Source organism: Stieleria neptunia (assembly GCF_007754155.1).
Lineage (GTDB): Bacteria > Planctomycetota > Planctomycetia > Pirellulales > Pirellulaceae > Stieleria > Stieleria neptunia.
The window spans coordinates 3,612,113-3,637,677 of sequence record NZ_CP037423.1; the positions used below are offsets into that span (position 1 = coordinate 3,612,113).

A 25,565-nucleotide genomic window follows, 5' to 3' on the forward strand; every position below is an offset into this window, starting at 1 on the left:
TTGCGTCAGCAATCGTTTTGTTCTCCCCGAGCAGTCATTTCAGCGTCGTCCGACGCGGCAAGAGGGGAGCAGGTCAATGAGCAAACGTCGTCATTCAAAAAGGCAACCGAATCGATTTTTAAACGCCCCCAGACTAGGTAGGTCGCTTCGAAACCGTCGACGTAGCATCCTTGAGTCGCTAGAGGATCGTCGTTTGCTCGCCGCCGAGCCGTTCGAGTATCCGTCTGGATTAGAAGTTCTGCCCGCTTTGCTGGCCAATGAAATTGTTGTCCGTGAGGAAGCTGGTGGCATTGTCATTGATCGCGATGGGAATCTTACTCCCATTCCGAACGATGCAACCAGCGTCACGATCGATGCCGGTGGCGGACACGATGTTGTTCGCTTCGAAGGCAATCTGGACTTTGGCGCGATTGATCTGACTGTTTTGAGTGAAGAAATTGTGGTCCTGCCTCTTTCCGACCTTTCGGCGGGGGACATCCATCTTGATGCCGAGGTCAGTTCGATTGTTCGGGCGAACGCTTCTGCTGAACCAGCAGCCATCGTCCGGATTCAGAATGCATTTATCGCGGCACAGTTCTTGTCGATCAAAGCCACGGCGCTAGACCGGTTAGGCGTCTTTGGGTTTAAGAAGGATGCGACCGCCGACATCCATATTTTCGGCTCGAACATCCAGGCTGAAAAGATTGTCATCGAAGCCAATGCCGATACGTCGCTATTGGCTGACATCCAAGAAGTGACGGTCAGCGGGAATCCGACATTTACATTTTCTAGCGATCCCAGTGGTGTCAGCACGATCACGCGAAGCGAGGGAAGCTGGCTATCTGATGGCTTTGTTCCGGGACACTCGTTGGATGTCGTCGGCAGTGCGTCAAATGATGGTGCGTACTATGTCGAACAGGTAACCGAGACGACATTGACGTTGGCAGCGGAAACGGTTCTGGTTGACGAATCAGTCGGGGACATTACCGTCAGTGCGTCTGCGATCATCCCCAACCCAGAAGACATCGTCGATAGTCTGTTGGGTTTCCAAGGTTCGGCAATCGCGACGATTTCGAATGCAACCTCCAACGTGTTGATCGACGGTACGACCGCCATCAGTGCGACCGGTAACGTCGAAATTGCATCGTCAGCGGAATCCAAAGCCACGCCCTTCTTTCCGGGATTCGCAATCAAACACGTCTTTGGGATCGGCGCGGTCTATGCGGCATCTCATGCAACATCGAACGCAATCATTGAGGGAGGAACCACCGTACAAGCGAATCAATTCAGCCTGACGAGTAGTTCGGGCAATACGATTTCCGCGTCGGCGATGCTGAACGCAAAGAACACTCCCTTTAACATCGCCTTCGCTGGTTCGGTCGCTTCTTCAAACACCGATGCGCACACCGGCCCCAATACTGAGATAAGAGCGAACAACATTACCGTCGCTGCCGAATCGGAGCATGACCTGGCGACCACCGCGGCGACGCTTGGGCAGGGAGGGGGCGGACTCGGCATGTCCGTCGCGTTTGGGATCTTTGATTCGGCCACCGATGCATACATCGCTGGCATTGCCACGGCCAGCGGCAGCGTCGATGTGACCGCATCCAGCGTCGGTGTGAACAACCTCGTCGAATCGGACACCCGCGCACTGGGCAATACGGGAGCGTTCTTCACTCAAGTTCAAAATACCGTTGATGCCTATGGTCGAGCCGTTGCCAATCGCGTGATTGGGGAATTGGCCGACAGCTTTTTCATAAAGAGAGTCATTAGCAAAACGTTTCCACTTCTCGAAACGGGAAAGTTGAATTTGTCCGGTGCATTCGCCGTGGCGGACGTGGACAATCATGTCGACGCATACATTTCCGGCACTGCAATCGTCTCCGCTGGAGACCTGAATGTCACTGCCGAAGTGCTAGACCGCAAGTCGCTGGCAGCGAATGGCGAAACCACATCCGACAGCGTGGCGATCGGAGGGGCCGTCGCGTTCGGCCGGTATGACGTGTCCGCAGATGCGACGATCAAATCGAACGCGGTGACGAACGCGACAGGGGACACCAATGTGACGGCGACTGTGACCATGCCGGTGCCAGAGATCGATTTTTCGGATCCTCAAGAGATCGTTGACTACATCACAAACTCGATCAACACAAAAATCTTCAACGGGTTCGCTCGCAATGCCAGCGGCGGTGACGAATTTGGCTTGGCGGGCGCGTTCAACATGATGGTCATGGACCATGCCGCTCACGCGACGATCGATGACGGAGCAAGCGTCAATCAATTTGTCGTTTCGCCTGATCCAAGCCAGTCCGTCAACGTGTTTGCCGAAACGGACGTCCGAGTGCGAAGCCTGGTCGGAGGCGATGTCAAATATGGGCTGCTGGACAAAATGGGAACTGCGAAGCTGCCGGAGTATGACTTGCTGGCGCTGGCAGCCCGCAAGAGTGCGAAAGCGAAAATTAGTGAACTGCGCGAAGTGAAGGACCCCAAAGCCGGATTTGGCGGAGCGGTTGCCGTTCTGCAAATCGATAACGAAGCGATCGCTCGAATCGGGCAAGCCGCCGAAGTCGACGCTGAAGATGACATCAACGTTCTGGCAACGACCTCTGAAGAAATCGTCTCCGTCGCCGAATCACGCGGAAAAACACAAAACCTTGGTGTGTTTGGATCGGGAGGCGCCGTGCTATTGAATAGCTCCGGCATTGCCATCGTCGACGAATTCGCGGACGTGAGCAGCGGTGGTGATCTACGGATCCAGGCGACCACAACACCGCGAATCTTCAATTTGGCCGGCAGCCAATCCAAGGGTGCCAGCGTTGGCGTTGGTGCTTCCGTCGCCGTGTCCGACCTGAACACCAAGACGCTAGCCGTCATCGGCGATCAGTCTCAATTCGTCACGGGAACAATCCCCGGTGACGGCAGTGGTGAAGTGAGCGTTGGCGGCAACCTGTCCATGGATGCGATTTCCAACGACGCGGTCTTTTCGCTGGCCCTGGCCGGTAGCACAGCCGGTAAGGGCGAGGAGCAAAATGTTGGTAGCAAGACGCTGAACGTCAATGTTGCCGGCGATGCTTCGATAAATGACATCGATGCGGAGACGCGAACGGTGATCGCCGATGGTGCCAACGTGACGGCGACAGACGGTTTCTTCAGCGCCAACAGTGACGGCTTGCCGGACACCACCGCAGATTTCCGTTTTGAGGCATCAGCCAATTCGATCCGGCGTGAAGGTGGCAGCTGGCTGCGAGAAGGCTATCGTCCTGGACAAACGATCGAAATCACCGACACGGCGAGCAACGACGGGTTCTTTAAGGTCGTTTCGGTCAGCGACGATGAGGTGGTTGTCGACGGCGCGGTCGTCGATGAAGTGGTCGAAGCCAGCGCTGCGGTCGTCGTCGCAGTCAACGGTGCGCCAACGATCACGTTCGTGCACAATCCAAACCCCACCGGAAAGGATCGTATCACGCGCTCGCGCGGAAGTTGGATCGCGGACGGTTTCCGCAAACGTCAGAAAATTCGTGTCAGTGGATCTTCAAGCAACGACGAAACCTACATCATTGCCGAGGTGTCTCCGGATGAAATTGTGCTCGAACGTGCAGTACTGGTTCTAATTCAACCACGCCTGACCAATGAGAGCACTTCGGATGCGTTTGTTTCCGTAGTGCGTCCTGCGAACCGTACTGAGATTCTGGCGATTTCCGGTGCTGTGGTTGTCAACAATAATCCCAACTCGACCGGGCTTGCCGGTTCGTACTCCGAGAATGACGTGGTCGCGACGACTCAAGTCACCGTCAGCAACGCGACCTTGGATTTTTCGGGCCGCGTGTTGGCAACCGCAAACACGTCCCCCGAGATCCAATCCTACGCGGTCAGCGGATCGGTCACCGCAGACAACAGCGTGGCTGGACAATTTGTGAAAAATGGGATTCAATCAACCACCGCGACGGATTTGACCAACGCCCAGATCACTGCCGGCGGTCCGATTGTGGCTGGTGCCCAAAACCGAGCGGATATTCAATCGATCGGTGGCGCCGTCGGCGTTTCAAAAGGGGCATCGGTCGGCGCGTCCATCGTGCTCAATGACATCGATAGCGATGTTCGCGCCAGCGTCGCCGGCGGTAGCGAGATCGATGCAGCTGGCGATGTTGATATCGACGCAAATGATGTGTCGTTCATTCGCTCCGTCACGATCGGCGGTGCGGTCGCGGTGAGCACTCCCGAAGACGATGCAACGACAGCGATCGCGGTTGGAGTTTCGGCAGCCGAAAACGTCATTTCCGGAGCTGTCGAAGCGATCGTTGAAGCCAGCACCATCGATTCAGGTGGCGAGGTAACCGTTTCGGCGAGCTCGGAAGAAAAGCGACTGTTCGATTTGGATCAGACGGGGGCCGGCGGGATCACCGTCGAGGAGCTGAACGATGCTTCCACGGAAACATCGGATGATGAAACGACAGCCGCGAATGAATTTGACCTTGACCAAGCGAACAATCGGCTGCTGACCGCAAAGCTAATTCAGCAGTTCCGTGACCACGGACAATCACTCGACGACGAGGCTTACGTCAAACAATTGGACGAAAGCGACGGCTGGGCTGTCATTGATCCGATCAACGACAAGACTTGGACGATTCGCAATAAATCGGGAACCTTGGAAGTTCAACGAACCAACATCCAAGCAGTCGCCGTCGCAGCATCCGTCGCCGTTTCTGCCGGTGAGAAAGGTATCGCACTGAGCGGAGGAGGTGCCGGCGCGACCAACGTCGTGTTGACCGAGACCATGGCCCACGTGAAGCATAGCGATATCACTGCGGCAAGTAACTTGGATGTGCAAGCATCGAACACCAGCGGGATTGTTTCGACGATCGTTGCGGCTTCCATCGCAGTCGGGGTTGGTACGGGCGGAACCAGTGCAGCCGCGGCCATCGGTGCCGCTGCGTCGCAAAATTTCATTGGATTTGACAAAAGCGGCGATCGTAAACCCGCAGTGGCTTCTGCTCTCGTCGATCAATCCGCGATTGATGTCGGCGGTGAAGTCTCCGTCTCGGCGAGCACCGGACAGTCCATCGGCTCGCTTGTGTTTGCCGGTTCGGTTGCGGTGTCGGCAGGAACGGGAGGAGCCGGTTTGTCTTTGGCGGGTGCCGGAGCAGGCGCCTCGAACAAGATCGCCGCTGATGCGACGGCACTCTTCAGCAACTCTACCGATGTCAGCGCCTCGGACGTCAGGGTCCAGGCGACTGATACGTCGCTGGTCCGCGCCACCGCCGGTGCCGTTTCCGTCGCGGTCGCTGTGACCGGCGGTGGAATCGGAGGTGCTCTCAGCGTGGGTGTGGGGATCGGGCGAAATACGATCGACACGATCGTCGACGCGAGAATTGCAAACATTGACCTGACGAGTTCTACCCGCGAGGTCGCCGGAGTCTTTGTCGACGCTGCGTCTAATTCGATCATCAACGCAGTCGCGTTCGCTGCTTCGGTCGCAGTCGGGGTGGGGGCGAGCGGGGGAGTTGCGGTTGCCGGCTCTGGTGCTGAAGCGACCAACGTGATCCTTGGGATGAATCGCGGGCAGCTCATCGACAGTCAGATCCAGACCACTGGCGACGTGCGTCTCACCGCAACCAGCGAGTCCAAGATCGATGCGAAAGTACTGGCGATCGCTGTCGGAGTCGGTGCCGGTGGAACGGCCGGCGTGGGCGCATCGGTCGGCGCCTCCGTGGCGAGGAACTTGATCGGCTGGGATCCCAACGCAGCGGCGATCGCCAGTGACTATGAAAGCGATCAAGTTGTCTCCTCGCTCGCTCGCAATCGAACGGTTCGCATTGCCGATGGACCGCGCCAAGGCGAAGTCTATCGCTATCTTGGTGAAGATCTGAACCAGGAAGTCGATCTTTCACTGCTCAGCTACAACGACACGTCGGTTTGGTTGCCACTCAGTTTGGACGAAAACGCGAGCGTCGTTTGGGCCGGTTCGACGGACACCAGCATCGATGCGGGTGGCGATTTGATGATCGCAGCCAGTGCGCGACAAGAAATCGATTCGCTGGTGTTGGGCGGCAGCATCGCGGTCGGCGCAGGCGGCACGGCGGGGGTCGGCGGTGCGATCGGAGGTTCGATCGCGGTCAACCGGATCAGCACATCCGTCCGCGGATTCATCAGCGGCGACGATTCTGGAATCAACGTTACCAACGCCTCGGTCACCGCCAAAGACGAGTCGTCGATCGACGCAACGGCAATCGGAATTGGTGCCGGAGTGGGCGGGGCGGGGGTGGCCGGAGTCGGACTCTCGGTTGGTTTCTCGTCTGCGGAAAATCACGTCGCCAACAAAGTCAGCGCCACCATCATCGATGTGGAACAATTTCAGACGACCGGTCATTTGATTGTTCGATCCGAAGTCCAGTCGACCCATCCGGATGAAACCACCATCTCCGCCACCGCCGTTGCCGCTTCCGTCTCGACAGGCGCGGCGGGAATCGCCGGAGTTGGCGTTTCGGGTGCTGGATCGGGAGCGACGAACATCATCCTCACGGAATCCGATGCGTTGATTTCGGGCAGTTCAATTTCGGTCGGCACCAACCTCGACATGGACGCGATCAGCAAGGCCAGCATCGATGCGACGGTCGTTGCCGCGTCGGCAGCCGTCGGCGCGGCGGGAATCACTGGTGTAGGAACTTCGGTCGGAGTCTCGGTCGCAGAGAACCGCATCGGTTTTCACTCCAGTGGGCTTCAACAGAGCGCTGGAGTGCGAGCTCAAATCTTGGATTCAACCCTCAGCGTTGGTGGCCAACTTTCCGTCGATGCCAAGGCCCAACAGACGATTCGTGCTGAAGTCGGTGCCGGCTCGGTTGCCGTTGCAGGGGCAGCGATCGCCGGCGTTGCTACGAGTGGTGCTGGTGTCGATGTCGCCAACAGGATTGGTCAGGATGTGATTGCTTTGATTTCGGGCGGTTCGGTTTCGGCGGACGCTGTCCAAGTCACAGCCAACGACCAGTCGGTCATTGATTCGACCGCCGGCGCTGTTTCCGTTTCGATCTCTGCGGCTTTGGTGGCCGCCAGTGTGGATGTGTCGGGGTCAACGGCGAAAAATGAAATCGGTAATACGGTTAGCGCCACGATCACCGGACTCAGCTCGCTGATCTCAACGAGCGGCATCACGGTCACGGCCGCTGAACAGAGCGATATCGACGCCACGACATTCACGGCATCCGCGTCAACGGCTGCTCTTATCGGCGGCGCCGTTTCGGTTGGCGAGACAAGTGCGAGGAACACGATTACCACACGGACGTCGGCCTCAATCGAGGATTCTGGTGCCAACAATCCTTTGGTGGCCGCCACTGTTCAAAGCGGTGGCCCCATCCGCGTCGCGGCAAACGATCAATCATCCATCGACGCAGTCATCGATACGGCATCCATCGCGAATGGATTCGCATCGATTGCGGTCGGAGTGGCCATTGCGGAAAACGTAGTCCAAAACCAAGTCGAATCAAAGATCAGCCAGTCCACGTTGGAGGTTGCTGCTGGCGGTGTCGACGTGACGTCTGTTGCGATTCCGTCGATCCACACCCAGGCAATTGCCGTCGGAACGGCTGGTGCCGTCCCGCTGGGCGGTGCGGCGGCCGCCGGAATTGGATCCCGGCTGGAAATCGAGGTCACCACCGACGCGCGGTTGACCGATGTCGACCTGACCGCTCAAGGTCAGAATGTACGAGTCCACGCCACTTCCGTTTCCGATGCGAATCCAAACACCAGTGCTGGTTCGGGCAGTGCAGGTCTCGCGATCAGCGCGATTGAATCGAAAGCTCTGATAGGCGGACGAACCCAAGCCGGGGTCGGTGGACGAAGTCAGTTTGACGTGGGACTTCTGGACGTGTTCGCCAAGGACACCAACTCGGGGCAACCTCAGGCGAGTGTTGACGGAACCGGCGCGTTGGCGGTAGGCGCTGCTCTATTGGAGATGGACATCCGGCGTTCGACGCTATCGACCATCGATCCGGCCGCGAACGTCGTCCTCAACAGTGGCTCGCTGAATCTGACGGCTGAATCGGAATCGACCGTCCTGAGCGAGTTGTCTTCGGTCCTGGTGGGCGGGCTGACCGTCAGTGGATTGGTCTTGAATGCGAAGGTGGGCGGCCAAACAATCGCCGGCGTCGGTGAAGGGGCCATTGTTGACGTTGCCGACGCCGTGACGATCGACGCGATTTCAAACAATACTGCTGAAGCGAACACCCGCAACACCAATGTCGGGTTGATTGCGGTCTCGGTAGGAACACCCACGGCAACCATCGACACTCTGACTCAGACGCAACTGCTCGGCGATTCGATCTCCGCCGCCAACATTGCTATGGATAGTCGAGCTGTCAACGATTCGCGTACTTCGGTCAGCAGCACAGCGGTTGCAGCAGTGTTGAACGTGGGGACCGCCATTACATCGGCGACCGCCGCCGGACAGACCCATTCGATCATCGACAGCGACGTGACAACCAGCGGCGATCTGGACGTGTCCGCGCAGACCGACGATCGCGTCGAGACGATCGTGGAAACTCGCAATGGGGGAACCGTCACGGTGGACGTCTCGCAGGCAACCGCGCTGGCAGAGTCGTCGACTTCGGTGACTGTGACGCCCGGTCGAACGATTTCGTCTGGTGGTGATGTGACATTGGCTAGCATCGGGATTGCGGAAGCGGATGCGAGTGCCCGGGGAGGCGCCGGCGGTTTGGTGACGGTCAGCTCACTTGACGCGAGAGCGACCACCAATCAATCCGTGCGATCAGAGATTGGCGATGCGGCCGTGATCGACGCCGGAGGGACGATCCAGGTTTCCTCGTCGGCTCCAGCCAATCTGGTCGGCAGTGACCGCTCGAAGGCGGAGTCCGGTGACGGATACACGACCGCGGCAAGCGTTACAACCGCCGGCGGTGCCATCACCGTGCAGGACGCGGATTCGTTTTCCAGCGTCACACCGACCCTGACCAACCGCATTGGTCAGGGGGCCGAGCTGTCGGCCGGCGACATCACGATCATCGGAAAGGCGGCAGCGGTGGGCGAAGTGCTGACGACCGGAGCGGGCGGCGGCATTTTTGCGGCGGGCGCCGTGGATGCCTCGCTGAACCAATTTGCTCAAGTCTTGAACCTGATCGAGCCGGGCTCGATGCTCAATGCGACGTCCAACATCACCGTGAGTGCTGACGCCAGTATGAACCAACACGGCGACGCGTCAGCAAACATTGGCGGAGTGATCAGCGTCGTCAAAGCCAATACGACGCTTGAGGTTGACTACCATGTCGCCAACAGCATTCGTCCCAACTCGACATTGCGGGCTGGCGGAACGATCGATGTCGACGCGCGGTCCTTCCTGTTTGCGTTCGGCAGGTCCGATGCGAACTCGGGCGGTCTGGGTGCCGATTCAGAATCGAGCAACTCACCCGGCGATCCAGACTCGCCTGATTTGAAGGGCATCAAAATCGGTGGCACGATCGCATTTTCGCAAACCGACGTGCAGCCGGGCGCGGTGATCGAAGCGGATGTCGTCCGGCTGGCTGGACGGACACCGAGCCTGTTTGCGCGAATGGAATCGAACAGCCGCGCCGCCGGGTTTGGGACGGATTCGGATGCCGTCGCCAACGTGGATATCCTTGACACGGCGAACGTCACCATCGGCTCCGGCGCACGCGTGACGGGACGTTCTCAGGTGGACTTGCTGGCGACCCATGAACACGTCGATGCGTCTTCCTTCTCGAGGGCGGTCGGCGCGGGTGCGTTTGGCGACTCAGACTCGACCAGCATTGTGGATCTTGACAGTTTCTCCAGTGTTTGGACGAACCCAGACGCTCAAATCACGACGAATGACCTGAACGTCGACGCGATCCAAAACGTCGTGAATTACGACCGTCGAGGCGAAAAAGGCGGCGGCATCGATTTCGGAAGTGTTCGGGAACGCGGTGATTTCAATCCGGTTCGCGACATCGTTTGGCTTGCCGATGTGACGATTCAGGACGTGGTCAAGGATTACGAGCTGGAGATCGACGCGGCCGGAAACATTGTCAGGGAATCGGGAATCACGCCGTTCTATCAAAACGGCCAACTTCAAGGCACAGCGCCTATCCGGCTCAGCGACGTCCCGCGCGGAACCGTCAACTTCTCCGCAAATCAGGTTCCCCCATTCGATGGCGTGACGCCGGTTGAATCGCGGTTCACGACAGCGAACGAAACCCCCGTCTTCACCTTCGTGGAATCGCTGAATTCGATCGACATAGATGTTCAACATAGTGGAGCGGCATTATTTTACGTCCAGAGCATCGTTCCGTATCGATCAGACCAGCCGGAGATTCATTTCGATATCGAGAACATGCCGGTGTCGACGACGTTTGATGTACAGCGGATTTACTCGCCTACCGAGATTCATATCGATGTGGCGACGTCGAATTTGAGTCTCATCGGCGTTAACGCTTCACCCGCGATCGACAACCCAATCGGCTCGACCAATGTTGCCACATCCGGTTCGCTTGGGTGGAACGCGGCAGTCCGTACGAACCAGCTTGACATTGAAGCCGATGGAAGCGTGCTTGGGTTCGCACCGATCGAACTGGTCGAAACATTTCTGTTAGCCGGAACCAACGGCGTTCAGGATGCCCCTGCCACCCTTTCGATCCAGGCGGGTCTGGACGTCGACGTGGACGTCCGGGGCCTACTCCGCAAGGTGCCACCAACGTTCTTCCTTCCCCAGGTGGAAGCACTTGTTGCCGGTGGCGACTTGAACGTTCGGCTTCTTGATGCCATCGCTCAGGTGAACGATGGTGCAGAGCCGCCCGTTCAGGTGCGAAAGACGTTTGGCTCAACGACTCCACAGTCGTTCCAAGCACTGACACAGGATGTCAATCGGACATTAAACGCGTATCTGTTCGGCTTCAACGGCGGTGCGGAAGTGCTGAATTACGGCGTGTTCGGAACAGGCTCCATTCCGGTTGACAGCGTCTACAAGCTGAAGTTGCCGCCTGACGCGCCGGGCACGGTGACGATCGACCAGGATGACAACGTGCAACTGGACCTGCCCGCGCTCACACCGGTTGTGGATACAAATTTGATCCCAGGCAATGGCTTTGGATTGACCGAAGCGGCTGGGTTTGAATGGGCCGACATTGACCGCGATGGCGATCTGGATGTCGCCGTTCACACCTCCCGCGAGCAGGCAGGCTATTTCAACAGCATTCAAATCTATCGCAACGAAATCGATCAGGGGAACGGACTTCAGTACGTCACCGAAATCGCCGATAGCCATTCGATCACGGGCTTCGCATGGGGGGACGCAAATCTCGATGGCACGCCTGATCTGGCAATTTCACGTGCCGGCCTGACCCAGGTCTATACAACCGATCCCTCCACAGGGCAACTCAGTCTTTACGCGGCCACCGTTGGCGGTGGCGGCGGTGTGGCCTGGGGCGATTTGAACGGCGATGGTACGGACGACGTCATCGGGATTGGCGCGACACCCGCGATCATTGAATTTGGCCCCAACGGCAGTGTCAATTCGCGAATTTTGGCTGGCTTCGGTGATGCACGGCAGGTTGATCTCGGAGATTACGACAAAGACGGTGATTTCGATCTGCTGGTCGGCGGCGGAAACAGTAGTCGGATCTACCGCAATGTCGATGGCGACTTTATCGCGACCGACCTCGTGTTTCCTCGTGTCGGAAATGGAACGCTGGAATTCGGTGACGATGATGGTGACGGCGACCTTGACATTCTGATTGACTCGGAGCAATCAGGTGTTTCAATCTTCCACAACACAAGCGGCAGCTTCACCCAGGTTTATCAGAACAACGGATCCATCGACGGTCTGCTGTGGTACGACCACGATGGCGATTCCGACCGGGACCTGTTGATTCATGACAACTTTGGGGACGCGGCCAATTTCAGCGGCAGCAACACACAACTGCTGATTCAGACCGCAGCGGGGCAATACATTCCGAAGTCCGCTCGGGAAATCACTGCGCCGCTGAATCTGAGTTCGTGGACCGTCGCACAGATATCTCAGGGCGGCGGACTGGATGTGCTTGCCGTAGAAAACGTTGCCGCCGGTACCGCCACTGGCGAACTGTTCCGCAATGTCGACCCGACGTTTGACGATCGCGGAAATCCACCGGCTCCGAGCGGTCTGTTTGCCAACACATTCCAGGATGAAACACGCGTGGTCTGGAACGCTCCTGATTTTGACGGAACGCTGGAATACAACCTTCGTGTGCAATCGGAGTCGGACAGCCTTACCGGTCCGAAAGCCCTGGACGATGGCCGACAGATTTTCGAAAGTCAAAGCCGCTTGTCGGCGACCACCATCGATCTGGTTGGATTGGGACTCGTGCCGGGGCAGTCCTACCGCGTCGGCGTCCAGGCGATCGACTCGGTGGGGCGAGGTTCCGAGTGGACGTGGTACAACCTCCGTGTGTCTGACTCACTTGTCGTCAACGTGTTTGATGGTGACCCGGTCTTCGCCTCGGATGTGAATGATGGTGATCCATTAAACGGCCGCACAACATTGCGGGAAGCCGTAGACCTTGCCAACACGGCCGACCCGGACGAACCGTTCGTGATCACGTTTGCGGGACTCGGCACGATCACGGCCAACTCACCCTACGCGATCAGCCAGTCCGTCACGATCGATGGCTATGAATTCGGAGCCGATCGAATCGTCATTGAAGCGGGTGGGGCGAATCGACTGTTCATTCTTGATGATGGTGATGTTGCGAATCAGATCGAAGTCTTCATGGATGATCTGGTACTGAATGGCGGATTCGCAGATTTTGGCGGCAGCATCTTTTCCAACGAGAACCTGACTCTCGACGACATTGCGTTCTTCGATTCTGAAGCGACGCTCGATGGCGGTGCGATCTTCGCAACTGTTCCTCAAACCGGTCGACTACAGCTGAGCGGTGTGCGAGCCGTTGGTGCGGAAGCCGGCCGCAACGGAGGTGCGTTCGCGATTGTCAATCACGGTGTTGTTGAGTTCGTCGCCTCCGACATCTTTGCGGGCTCCATCGACAATTCAGCGGGAGCCGACGGCGGAACGCTGTATCTGAATAATCAGCCGACAGGTCGCGTGTTCTCAACCAATCCTCTCGGAGTGAACCAACCCATTATTGCAAGTGGCGGCACGTCCCAGCGCGGCGGCGGTGCGGCGGTCTTTAATCTTGGCGGTTCGGTTGACTTGAGTGCCTGGGGATTCAACGGGAACGAAGCCACGGGGCATGGCGGCGGCCTGTATCTCGTCAACAACGATGGCGACGTGCGACTGGGCTCACGCCAGGCTGCCAACCAGTCAACCACAGGTCACGGCGGCGGTGTCTATCTGGAAAGCTATGGGGGAACGATCACGACCCGTGACGGTTTCAGCCCATTCACCGCCGATGGAAATCAAGCGATCGCAGGCGGCGCACTTTTCGCCAGCCTCAACGACGACGCGAACTTGATGGTGGACCTGGCTCAATTCGAAAACAACACCGCAACCGGCTACGGCGGCGGCATCGCTGTTGAGAATAACGGAGGAACATTTGAACTGTCGCAAAGCACGCTGTCTGGCAATGTCGCAAGCGTCGGTGGCGGCATCCATGTGGAATCGACCGGCCCTGTTCGATTCGATGCAAACACGATCGCTGGCAACCGTGCCGATATCGGTGGCGGGATTTCGCTGCAGATCAACGATGCCGACGCGACGCTGGTCTCCAACACGATCTCCGGCAATGCGGTCAACGCCAGCACTTCGCCAGCCTCCGCGATTTACGCGACGGTTGATGGCACGTCGAATCTGGACGTGGTCGCCAACACCGTCGCATTCAACGATGCCACTGCGGGCGGAACGATCGGCGAGACGGTCTTTGTCAACAACACGGGGACAGGCACGACTCGGCTGACAAATACTGTGATCGCCGACAATGCACATGTCGACGGTCGGACCGGATTCCTGTACTTCGGCGATCCCACCAAACTTGCACTGGATTCCAATTTCATGGGGGCAGGTGCCGGACTGAAACCGCTGACATACAACGGCGGAAGCACCGCAACTCACGAACTGGATGACAGCAGCCCGCTCATCAATCAGGGAGCCAGCGAGTTTCTCTTGCCGGCCGCTGACCAACGTGGATTTACACGAGCGATTGGAAGACCCGATATAGGATCGGTCGAACGCCAGGAACCTCGACCGGAATCCATCATTGTGTCGACCCTCCGTGATGAAGCCGACGGTGATCTGTCGGAAGGGGACGTCAGCCTGCGCGAAGCAATCTCACTGGCGAACGCGATCCCGGGGCCAAACACCATCGAGTTTGCTGCCGACCTTTCCGGCACGATCCAACAACAGTTGAACACGATAACGTTCGGCCGTGACCTACCGATCACCGATGACGTCAACATCGTGGGGCCTGGAGCCGACGTGCTGGAGATCGAGTTGTTCAAGTTCGAGATCGCCGATTCGAATCCGAATCAACACTTAAACGTTGACATCAGCGGTCTAAGTTTCAACACGACCGAACTCGTTTCGACCGAGAACACGACTCTCAGCAATGTTGTTCTCTATCGAGATTTGAACGCTCCATTGGTCACCGCTGCACCTGAACTTGGGGCCCGATTCCAAATTTCGGAGTCGTTGATCCATTACGGCAGCATCGTTCACAACGGACCCGGCGAAACGCTGATCGAGAACACGACGATCCTTGGGCAGACCATTGCCGGACAGAATTTCGCCAGCGTTGTCTCCAACGCCGACTCGCTGACGATTCGCAACAGTACGATTCTGGGGACCGAGCGACAACGAGACTCGAATTCCGGAGACGTCTTTGTACTCGATGGCGGAGGCATTGCCGGCCCGGCGACCATCGACAGCAGCATTGTCAGCTTTGTCGATGCCGGCGGACAGACGATTCGCAACAGTCTGATCATCAACGGCGATCCCGGCGGATTAAATGAAGCCCCCGTGGGGACACCCGATGCCAACGGTAACCTCATTGGCTCGGCCAGTGGGTCTGGTTTGATTGACCCTCGATTCGACGAATTGCAGCCGCTTGGCGGACAGCTTTCCGTCGCGACGTTGCGATTCGACAGCCCGGCAATCGACGCCGGATCCAACCCGGCGGGTTTGACGACCGATGCACGCGGCACGGGTTTTGATCGTGTGTCGGGAACCGCGACCGACATCGGGGCCTTCGAGTCTCAACCCGTCACACTGATCGTCACCGTTGGTGAGAACATCTACAACGGCGACTTTAGCGAAAACGACCTGAGTCTTGTCGAGGCGATTGATTTCTCGAATCAAAACCCAGGCGTGGACACGATTCGGTTTGACGACGAACTGACAGCCGTCGACGTTCGTATCGCGGACGCTTCGTTCTTTTCAGGCGCCAACCCGATCGCCGCCATTACGGAGTCGTTGAATATCGAAGGCCGAGCCGACCGTAGTCTTGAACTGGCGTTTGGCGCCAACGGATTGCCCGGATTCCATTTCTCTGACAACGACGATCAAACCGACCTGAAGATCAGCATCAGCGGAATCACGCTGACCAGTGAATCGACGTCGCAACTTGTGGGGATTTCTGCAACCGAGTCCCTCAGTTTCGACAACGTTACCCTGGCGACCAACCTCTATCTTCCTGACGCTTCGCAGTCCGGTGATGAATTTGGAGGCGACCTGACCATCCGCAACAGTACCTTTACCTTGCCATTTTTCGATCGCCAGGTCGTAGAGGTGAACGGTGCTGGCAAAGAGGCAACGAGTGTTACCCTTGAAAACATCGCGATCGCGTCGACGACCGCAAGCTTGACGGGGTTGGATGTCAACGTTCGCAACGCCCAGTTGTTGCTCGATTCAATCGACCTGCAGAATGAACATTTCGACGCGACGGTGTACCCACAGGGAATCAACGCAGACCTGAGTCGATTGACCGTGAATGTCGAAGACACAGAAGTGGCGTTCCGAGACTCTGACCTGAGAAGTGCCGTTGGATTGTCGTCGGATTCCCTCGGCGGTGAGGTGGGGCTGTTCCCACAATTCCCGGACACCAACTTCCATTTCGTTTCCGGAGACCCAGCCACCCGCCCGAACGCTCCATCCTCACTGTTCCTGGACAACGCCTTCGTTGACGGTTGGGGCGTTCCACCGATCGAAGCCACCGTGCAAGTATCCGATGAAGATGATCCGGTCGACATTGACCTGACCACGATCGCAGCTTTCGCGAATTCTGACCCCATTGTCGAAGTGACACGACTCTTCGATGCGTTAGGCGGAACTGTCGAACTGTTGGCGGACGGCGTGACCGCTCGGTTCACTCCGGATCCCGATTTCAACGGACCGGCGTCGTTCCGTTTCTCCGCCGTTTCTGAAATCATCGAAGTCGACACGGCGAGAGGGCGTGATGATGTCCCCGTCCAAAATCTTGAACGGGTCACACTGCCGCCGATCACCGGCGGGTTTTCTTCGGGAACCATTTCCATCGACGTTGTCCCGGTAGATGATCCTTATCAACTCGATGTCGAGCAAGTCACGGCGACCGAGGATGAAGCTCTTGAGGTCGACCTGCTCAATTTCGTCAGCGATATCGACTCCTCGATTTCGCAACTCACATTCACGCTGAAATCCGCGTCTGCCGAAATCGCGACGGCCCAGCTTTTGCAGGACGGACACACCGTTCGGCTAATGTTTCTGCCAGACTACTTCGGCCCGGCCGGCTTCGTGTTTGATGTGACGGATGGTCAAACGACCTACACCGACCTGACGGTTCCCGTCGCAGTTGCCAGCGTCAATGATGCTCCCACCCTCAACGTGCCGTCAACGACCGTGACCATTCTCCATGACGAACTGTACTCGCTTGGCAGCGTGTCCGCTGATGACATCGATTCGACGAACGTGACCGTTACCCTTTCGGTCTTCAACGGGCAATTCCGATTCAATGGAAATGATGCAAGTGAGCTGACGCTGACCGGGACGGCGGGCGAGGTCAACACGGCGTTGTCAAATACGGAGTTTGTTCCCGCGTCCGAAGATGGCGGAACAGCAGTTGTGAACGTCGCCGTGACCGATGGTGAACTGGAAGACGCGGCTTCCTTCGTGATCAGTGTGATTCCGCTGGACCGTCGTCCCCAACTGGCTTTGCCTGATTCCATCAACACGACCGAAAATGTTCCGGTCGCTGTCCCCGGAATCCAATTCGCCGATGAAGATTCTGAGACGCTGACAGTGACTGTTTCGACACAAGAAGGAACGCTGAACTGGGATGGCGAGTCTACCGCCTCGATCGTTCGTAGTGGAACGCCTACTGCACTCAACTCGTTGATCGCATCGCTACAGTTCAATCCCGCCCAAGAATTCTTTGGCCTGGCCCGAGTGCTGGTCACGGTCACTGATGGCACCTATACAACCACCGGCGAGGTTCCGATCGGCGTGTCAGAGAACCCCGCGCCCGTACTGACGGTGGATGCTTCTACCGTGTCCATTGGCGAAGGCCAGACCGCGACGAATGCCGGCAACTGGAGCGATTCGGGTGGCGACGATGTGACTCTCGACGCGTCGCTCGGTACTGTCACCAAGAATGCCGATGGCACCTGGAGCTGGTCGTTCGACACGAGCGACGGTCCCGACCAATCGCAGACCGTCACGATCACCGCGACCGACAGCGACGGTGCCGCAACCACAACGACCTTTGACTTGACCGTCAACAACGTCGCGCCAAACATTTACAACAACGGAAACGTCACGCTCGACGAAGGCCAGACCGCGTCGAACAGCGGCAACTGGAGCGATCCGGGTGCTGACGATGTGACTCTCGCCGCATCGCTCGGTACCGTCACCAAGAATGCCGATGGAACTTGGAGTTGGTCGTTCGATACGAGCGACGGTCCCGACGAATCGCAGACTGTCACGATCACCGCGACCGACAGCGACGGAGCCGCAACGGCAACGTCCTTTGATTTGACCGTCAACAACGTCGCGCCAAACATTTCCAACAACGGAAACGTCACGCTCGACGAAGGCCAGACCGCGACGAACAGCGGCAACTGGAGCGATCCGGGTGTTGACGATGTGACTCTCGCCGCATCGCTCGGTACCGTCACCAAGAATGCCGATGGCACCTGGAGCTGGTCGTTCGACACGAGCGACGGCCCTGATGAATCGCAAACCGTTACGATCACCGCGACCGACAGCGACGGTGCCGCAACGACAACGACCTTTGACCTGACCGTCAATAACGTCGCGCCAAACATTTCCAACAACGGAAACGTCACGCTCGACGAAGGCCAGACTGCGACGAACACCGGCAACTGGAGCGATCCGGGTGGCGATGATGTGACTCTCGCCGCATCGCTCGGTACCGTCACCAAGAATGCCGATGGCACCTGGAGTTGGTCGTTCGATACGAGCGACGGCCCTGATGAATCGCAGACTGTCACGATCACCGCGACCGACAGCGACGGAGCCGCAACGACAACGTCCTTTGATTTGACCGTCAACAACGTCGCGCCAAACATTTCCAACAACGGAAACGTCACGCTCGACGAAGGCCAGACTGCGACGAACACGGGCAACTGGAGCGATTTGGGTGGCGATGATGTGACTCTCGCCGCATCACTCGGTACCGTCACCAAGAATGCCGATGGCACTTGGAGCTGGTCGTTCGATACGAGCGACGGTCCCGACGAATCGCAGACTGTCACAATCACCGCGACCGACAGCGACGGGGCCGCAACCACGACGACGTTTGACTTGACCGTCAATAACGTCGCGCCTGAATTGCAATTGAATCCAGTTGCGGCAATCAACGAAAATGGAGTCGCGACACTAAGGGGAACGATCATCGATCCGGGCAAACTCGATTCCTTCACGATCGAAGTAAACTGGGGCGATCCGCGTTCGCCGAACAACACAGAGACCTACACCTTCGACGCTAGCGAGACGGGCAGTCAGCCATTCACCTTCACACACCAGTACTTGGACGACAATCCAACGGCGACGTCCAGCGACGCGTACACCATCCGCGTTCATTTGCTAGACGACGATGGTCAATCCGATATAAAAACAACGCCGGTCACGGTTACCAATGTCGCCCCAAGGATCGACGCGGTTTTTGCAACCGCACTGACCGACAATCTGCTAGACAACGGAGAGTTTGAACAGTCGCCTCGACTTAAGTGGCGAGGGCAGAATCACCAGAAGTACGCCTGGTTTAAGAGCGACAAGATCCCAGGTTGGACGGCAACCGGTTTGGTTCAAACCATTGAAATTCAAGAAGGCGATCATGGCACTGGTGTTGCCAGCAACGATCAGGTTGCGGAACTGGACCAGGGACGCGAGCTGAGTCAAACCTTCACGATCAAACAAGACGGAGAGATTGAGTTGAGTATCGACGTTGCGAAACGTAACAGCTTGGCCTCCGAAAATGGCGTCGCGGTCTACATTGACGACCACTTGCTAATGACAATTCACCCACAAGTGAACTCACCCGAAACGTTCACCGAATCGGTTAATCTGGGCTCTGGTGAGCATGTCGTGAAGCTTGTCGGTCTGAGCCAGTCACCACACATCGGCTCGGTCGTTGACAACGTTTTGATTCGACAACGGATCGTGTTGAATCAAGATTCGATTGAAGGAATCGATCGCTCCTTCGACCCAGACGACGTGTTTGCGGACGACGATTTCAGCGGAGAACTCGTCAAACGCGCGGTCATTGGTCGTTCGTTCCGTGTCGAAACTCACGGTCGATTCGAATTCGAATTTGACGCCGCTCGCACCAGTCACCAATCGTCGAAAAATGGATTCAAGGTGTTGCTTGATGGCGAGGAGTTCAAGCGAATTGATCCGGATTCGGCCGACTTGCAGCGTTACGTATTTGAACTCGACTTATTTGCGGGCGAGCACACACTCCAGTTCGTCAGTTTGAGCCGTTCGAGTGATCACGGCTCGTTGATTGAAAACGTCAGTCTACAGCAAACGAAGTCGCTGGATTCAATGCAGGTTGACTTGTGCGTCCACAGCGATGGAAGCGTGGACTTGGACGGAACCTTCTTTGACATCGGCTCGATCGATACGCACAAAGTTACGGTCGACTGGGGAGATGGGAACAGTGAAGTTCTGTACGATTTTGCCGATCTCGATCGCGGCTTCACCGGAAACCACTTCTACCAAAATGGAGGTGTCTACGAGATCAAACTCACTTTGGTCGACGACGACGGCGGAGTCGACACCAGCACTCAATTGGTCGCGATTCGCGGGGCAAGTTTGATTGATGGAACGCTCTACATCATCGGTGCCGATCAGCGTGACGAGATCGAAATCCATCAGTACCACGACAAGATCAAAGTTCGTGACAATCTACACGGAAAAAATACTGGTTGGCTTTACTTCCCCAAGAGCGAAGTGCGATCCATCCTGATCGGAAGCTGTGACGGCAACGATCAGATCTCTGTCCAGCGTCCTAGCTTCGTTCCGGTGAAGGTTCAAGCGGGCGGCGGCGACAACTCGATTCAATTGGGCGACGGTCACGAAATCATCACCAGCGGAAGCGGCGATGACAACATTCATTTTGGCGATGGATTGTTCACGATCGACGCCGGCGATGGACGTAACCATGTTCATGGTGACAACGGCAGCGGATCGATCGTGACCGGTGATGGAAACGACTCCATCCGCATCGATGACGGCGACGTCACGATCGATGCAGGCGAAGGAAACAATCAGATCGACGCCGGCGATGGAATCCACATCCTGACGACCGGAAACGGGAACGACAAGATCCGCGTCGATGACGGTGTTTTTGAGATCAACGCGGGTGGCGGTCACAACGACATTTGTGTTGGCGACGGTGACGGAACAATCGTCACGGGCGACGGATATGATGAACTTCACCTGCACCGCGGCAACCACATCATTAACGTCGGTCACGGCGGCAGTGAAATCGACATCCAAGGCGACGGCGATAACCGAATCTCTGCCGGTGACGGGCGTGACAAAATCAAAACTCGCGACGGGCGACAAATCATCATCACCGGTGCGGGCAACGACGACATCCGAACCGGATCCGGCGACGACTTGATCAATGCCGGAGACGACCACGATACGATCAAATCGGGCAGCGGCAACGACATTGTGCTGGGCGGTTCGGGCAACGATCAGCTGTACGGAGACCGCGGCCGCGACCTCCTGATCGGCGGCATCGGAGAGGATCGGATCTACGGCGGACGAGATGACGACTTGCTGATTGCTGGAAGCTCCCTCTATGACGACGACCAAATCGCATTGGATACCATCATGGCCGAATGGACGAGCGACCGAGCGTTCCGCACTCGTGTCAGCAACCTGCAAAGCGGAGTTGGAACGAACGCTGACATTGTCCTGATCGCAAACCAAACGGTCCTCTCTGACGATGACCGAGACCGTCTCTACGGGGACCCAGGCAACGACTTTCTGATCGCCGATTCAACTGACGACAAAAGAGGTTAGTTCGGACACCAAACGGATCAATCAACTCAATCGATGGGTGGAACCAAAGAAGTGTTCGCCTGGAGGCTGGCGACGTAACGGTATCGCTACATGTTGATTTCGTAGCCCTTGCGATTCTCTCGCGAAAGGAACGAATTGGCTTCCTCGTCACCGATGATTTCACGTTTGGTCGGATCCCAATTCAGCTCGCGTCCCAAGCGGATCGCGATGTTTGCCAAGTGGCATGTCTCAAGCATTCGGTTGTGTGTCCAAACATCGGAGATCGGTTGTTTACCGGAACGCATGCCTTCGATGAAGTTGGCGGTGTGGTTCTCGCTGACGGGACCACCATAGACCTTCTCCACGGCGTCTTCAGGCAACGGATTCGTTTCCAAGTCTTCGACGGGCTTGCCCGCTAGCTTGCCGCGATTGACGAAGAAGCGACCTTTCGTGCCTTCAAACAAGATGCCGTTGTCACCCTCGCTCGTGATGATCATCGGAATGTCACCGGGCATGTTGACGTGGATCTCAAACTTGGTTGGCGAATTGTATTGATCACTGACCGTCGGGTAGCCGTCTTTGTATTCAACCGGTAATGAATAGCTGACGGGCGTCAGCTTGCTCGGACCGGTGTCGCTCGCACCCAATGCCCAGGTCGCAATGTCCACGTGGTGGGCACCCCAGTCGTTCATCTGGCCACCGGAGGTTTCGTACCAGTTGCGCCACGCGTAGTGACAGTTGGTGAACAGTGGCACACCGCCACCGTAGCCTTTTCGCATTTCGGGCAAGGCACGGTAGGGCACCTTCGGCGCTGGGCCGAGCCACATGTCCCAATCAAGGCCTTGGGGAGCTTCGATAGCGGGGATCGGTGGCGAACCCGTGGCACCGTTGATTCCGCACGTCACCTTGCGGATTTCGCCGATCCGGCCGTCGCGGATCAATGCGATCGCTTGAAGAAACCGGTGGCTATTTTCGGTTCGCTGCATGGTTCCGACTTGGAACACACGACCGGTTTGCTTGACAATCTTTTCGATCAACTTGCCTTCGTCGATGGTCAACGTCAGCGGCTTTTCGCAGTAGACATCCTTGCCGGCCAACATCGCTTCGACCGAGATCTTCGTGTGCCAATGATCCGGCGCTGCAATCATGACGGCATCGATGTCGTTGCGGTCAAGCACTTCGTGGTAGTCCTTGTACCCGTCAGCCTTCTTGCCAGTTTTCTTCGCGAGCTTCTCGTTGACCGCGCCCAGCACGTTGGCGTCGACATCGGCAAAGGCGGCGAAGTCCGCGAACTTGGTCGACTTGTTGGTGATGGTCCAGCCTTGGTTGCGCAACCCAATCGTGGCGAAGACGGGGCGTTCATTCGGCGAATCTTGCGCCCGGCTGACGGCGCTGGTGCCCATGAAAACGCCGGCCGCAGTGGTAGCGCTTGCCGTTTGGAGAAAATCACGTCGGTTGAAGACGGCCTGGGATTTCATTGTCGAACCTTGTTGAGAAATCAGGGGAAATGGAGCGGTAATTGTAACACTCGGGGGCTGAATGTAGTTGCCCAAGTCCTTGATGTGGGGCAGGAATATCGCAGAGCCGGGAGAGGGCACGACAAGAAAATCGGTGACAAGAAAATGGTACGCCCGAAGCCGTTCCTAGCGGGTCTACCTAAGTCACGCGCGGGCGCGGCTCAGCTACCTGGCATCCAGATCTCTCCATGCAATATGTTCTTGTCACCCATTTTCTTGTCTCGCTGCTTCTCTCCACCGTCTCCTCCCATTTTTCTGCCCCTGATTTTTCTGCCATCTCAAAGAACCAGTTGGCCGATGGCACCAAATGGGTGCGAGTGCTTGCTACATTTCTGCAAACATGTCATCAACATCCAGCATCGTCGCGTCGGCAATGATCGTCGAATAGACCGCCATTGCTGCGGTGGCGATCACTTCCAAAACCTGCTCGTTGTCCAGGCCGTGTCGGGTGAGACTGGCGAAATCATCGTTGTTCAGATTCTCGGGCGTGGCACCACACTTGATGGCGAATCGGAGAATGTCGCGCGTATGATCGGGGAGATCGGGGACGTCCCCTTTAAGCCCTTCCATCACGGCCCGAATCGTGCTGTCCTCAACCCCCAAGACGCGACAACACGCAGCGTGTGCCTCCGCGCAATACCTGCACTCCCTCTTCACAGAGATCGCCACAAAGATCAGTTCTTTCGTCGGTCGCGGAAGGCGACCCTCCAAAAGAACATGCTTCAGCAGGCCCCAAGTGCCAGCCAGCATCGAATGCGATGCACCCTGCGTGCGGATGAAGTTTGGCACGTCGGGAAACCGCATCTCTCGCCGGAAATCGCGATAGATCTCCGTCACCTCGTCCGGTGCCTCGGTCTCATGGATCAACGGGAAGCGTGGCATCGCTGTCTCTTCGGGCTGGAACAGAAAATGGTCTCAAGTCTCGCAATCGATCTAGTGCTTTGTCAGCTTTCAATTTTCGCGCCTGCGTTTGTCGAGCGGAAAAGGGGTCAGGTACCAAAAACCAAATGGCCCGCAGGGTGCTTCGCATTTTTGGTACCTGACCCCTTTTCCGCGGTACCCTAAGAATAAAAGTTGACGAAGCACTAGGTGCCAGAGACCTAACCGTGATTCTGCATTCTACCGCCCACACCCCAGGCATACAGCCTGCACCGACCCAGGGGGAGAGCCCCAAGTTCAGGATTCCCCTTTATTCGCCTCCCCCCCAGTCAGCGTGGGTCAGGCGAATCTTTGTGTGATTGAAAGCCCCACGCGATGTGAATGGGGGCCCCTCCCAAGGACCGATTCGGTTGGCACGCCACTTGTGCCGCTCTCGACGGACCGCAGTGTTTGAGATGTGTGCGTCGCAATGGCCAGCTGGTACGAGACGCAGGATCCAATCACCGGCGCGCAATATTTTCTTGTCACCCATTTTCCTGTCCCCCGTTCTCCCCACAGTCCCCTCCCGTTTTTCTGCCCCCTATTTTTCTGCCATCTGCGGGCGCTGGTCCTGGCTGCCGATTCTATCTCACGCGCCCACGATTCCACTGTGAGCGAAAGCGAACGGGAGCGACTTTTCTCGGCAATCGATGGCGGCTTTCGTGGGGCCGCAGTCATTAGACGGATGTCACTGTAGCAACCGTTGCGTTCGTCACCTTTCAGGTCTCCAAACTCATGCATCTCCGCTTCTCGCTTTGTGCCGCCTTGCTTTCCACGCTCACAGGATCCATCGCCATGGTCACCGACGTTTCCGCAGACGATCCGTCGACTCTGTCTTCCCAACTCCAGGAAACGGCAGCCAACGCTTCCAAACGCTATCCTGCCGAAGTTCTTCAAACCTTCCAAGCCGGCATCGACAACGTTCGGGCCACCGGCATCGAAAAATCGGCCAAACAAGTCGGCGACAAGGCTGCCGATGCGACGCTGAAAGGCTGGGACGCCCAGCCGGTCACGCTCAGTGAGGTGTGGGAAAAGAACCCCGTCATTTTGATGTGGTATCGCGGAGGGTGGTGCCCGTACTGCAATCTGCAATTGCGAGCGATGCAGAAACAGCTCGGTGCGATTGAGGGGGCGGGGGCCAAGCTGGTGGTGCTGACGCCGGAGCTTCCGGGAAATGCCAAGGAGACCGCCGCGGCCAATGATCTGGAGATGCTGGTCTTGCATGATGCCAACAATCAGTTGGCCAGGAAGTTCGGCATTGTGTTTCAATTGCCCGACGCCATCTTGCCGGTCTATCGAGACAAGCTGCAGCTTGCCAAACGCAACGGCAGCGATGCGATGGAGCTTCCGTTGGCCGCCACCTACGTCATCAACACCGAAGGCAAGATCACCTACGCATTTCTCGACGCGGACTACAAAAAACGAGCCGAGCCTGCGGAAGTGGTCGCCGCAGTCAAGCAACTGCGCTAGTTCGAGTGATCTATTGATCTATCGTGCCACCCACAAGATCCGCCGGGCATCAATCGGCAATGCGACCGCAGACCGATCAGTCGGTGGATGGCGTCAAAGGAGAGAGGCTGGCTGGGATGGCAGAAAAATGGTGGGCAAAAAGATCGTTGAGCCGGGAGAGTGAACGACAAGAAAATGGCACGCCCGAAGCAGTCTTCAATGGGGCGACTCAGTCACAGGCCCTCGCGGTTCAGCTTCCT

The 25,565-nt window shown here is 57.2% G+C and carries 4 protein-coding genes; 2 read left to right on the forward strand and 2 right to left on the reverse strand.

Going from position 1 to position 25,565, the window contains the following annotated elements; translation table 11 throughout:
* Positions 1-193: 193 nt before the first annotated feature.
* The gene (locus Enr13x_RS12630; protein ID WP_197455992.1) at positions 194-21,442 is read left to right on the forward strand and encodes a choice-of-anchor Q domain-containing protein; all 21,249 of its coding nucleotides are present in this window, start codon (positions 194-196) and stop codon (positions 21,440-21,442) included.
* 86 nt (positions 21,443-21,528) lie between these two features.
* On the opposite strand, the gene Enr13x_RS12635 is transcribed toward Enr13x_RS12630, so the two are convergent.
* The gene (locus Enr13x_RS12635; protein WP_145386504.1) at positions 21,529-22,899 is read right to left on the reverse strand and encodes a Gfo/Idh/MocA family oxidoreductase; all 1,371 of its coding nucleotides are present in this window, start codon (positions 22,897-22,899) and stop codon (positions 21,529-21,531) included.
* A 363-nt stretch (positions 22,900-23,262) separates the two neighbouring features.
* Positions 23,263-23,820, reverse strand: a complete 558-nt coding sequence (locus Enr13x_RS12640) for a peroxidase-related enzyme (RefSeq protein WP_145386506.1) — start codon at positions 23,818-23,820, stop codon at positions 23,263-23,265.
* 831 nt (positions 23,821-24,651) lie between these two features.
* On the opposite strand from Enr13x_RS12640, the gene Enr13x_RS12645 reads away from it, so the two are divergent.
* On the forward strand, positions 24,652-25,326 hold the full coding sequence (locus Enr13x_RS12645) for a peroxiredoxin-like family protein (protein ID WP_145386508.1): 675 nt from the start codon (positions 24,652-24,654) through the stop codon (positions 25,324-25,326).
* Positions 25,327-25,565 lie beyond the last annotated feature (239 nt).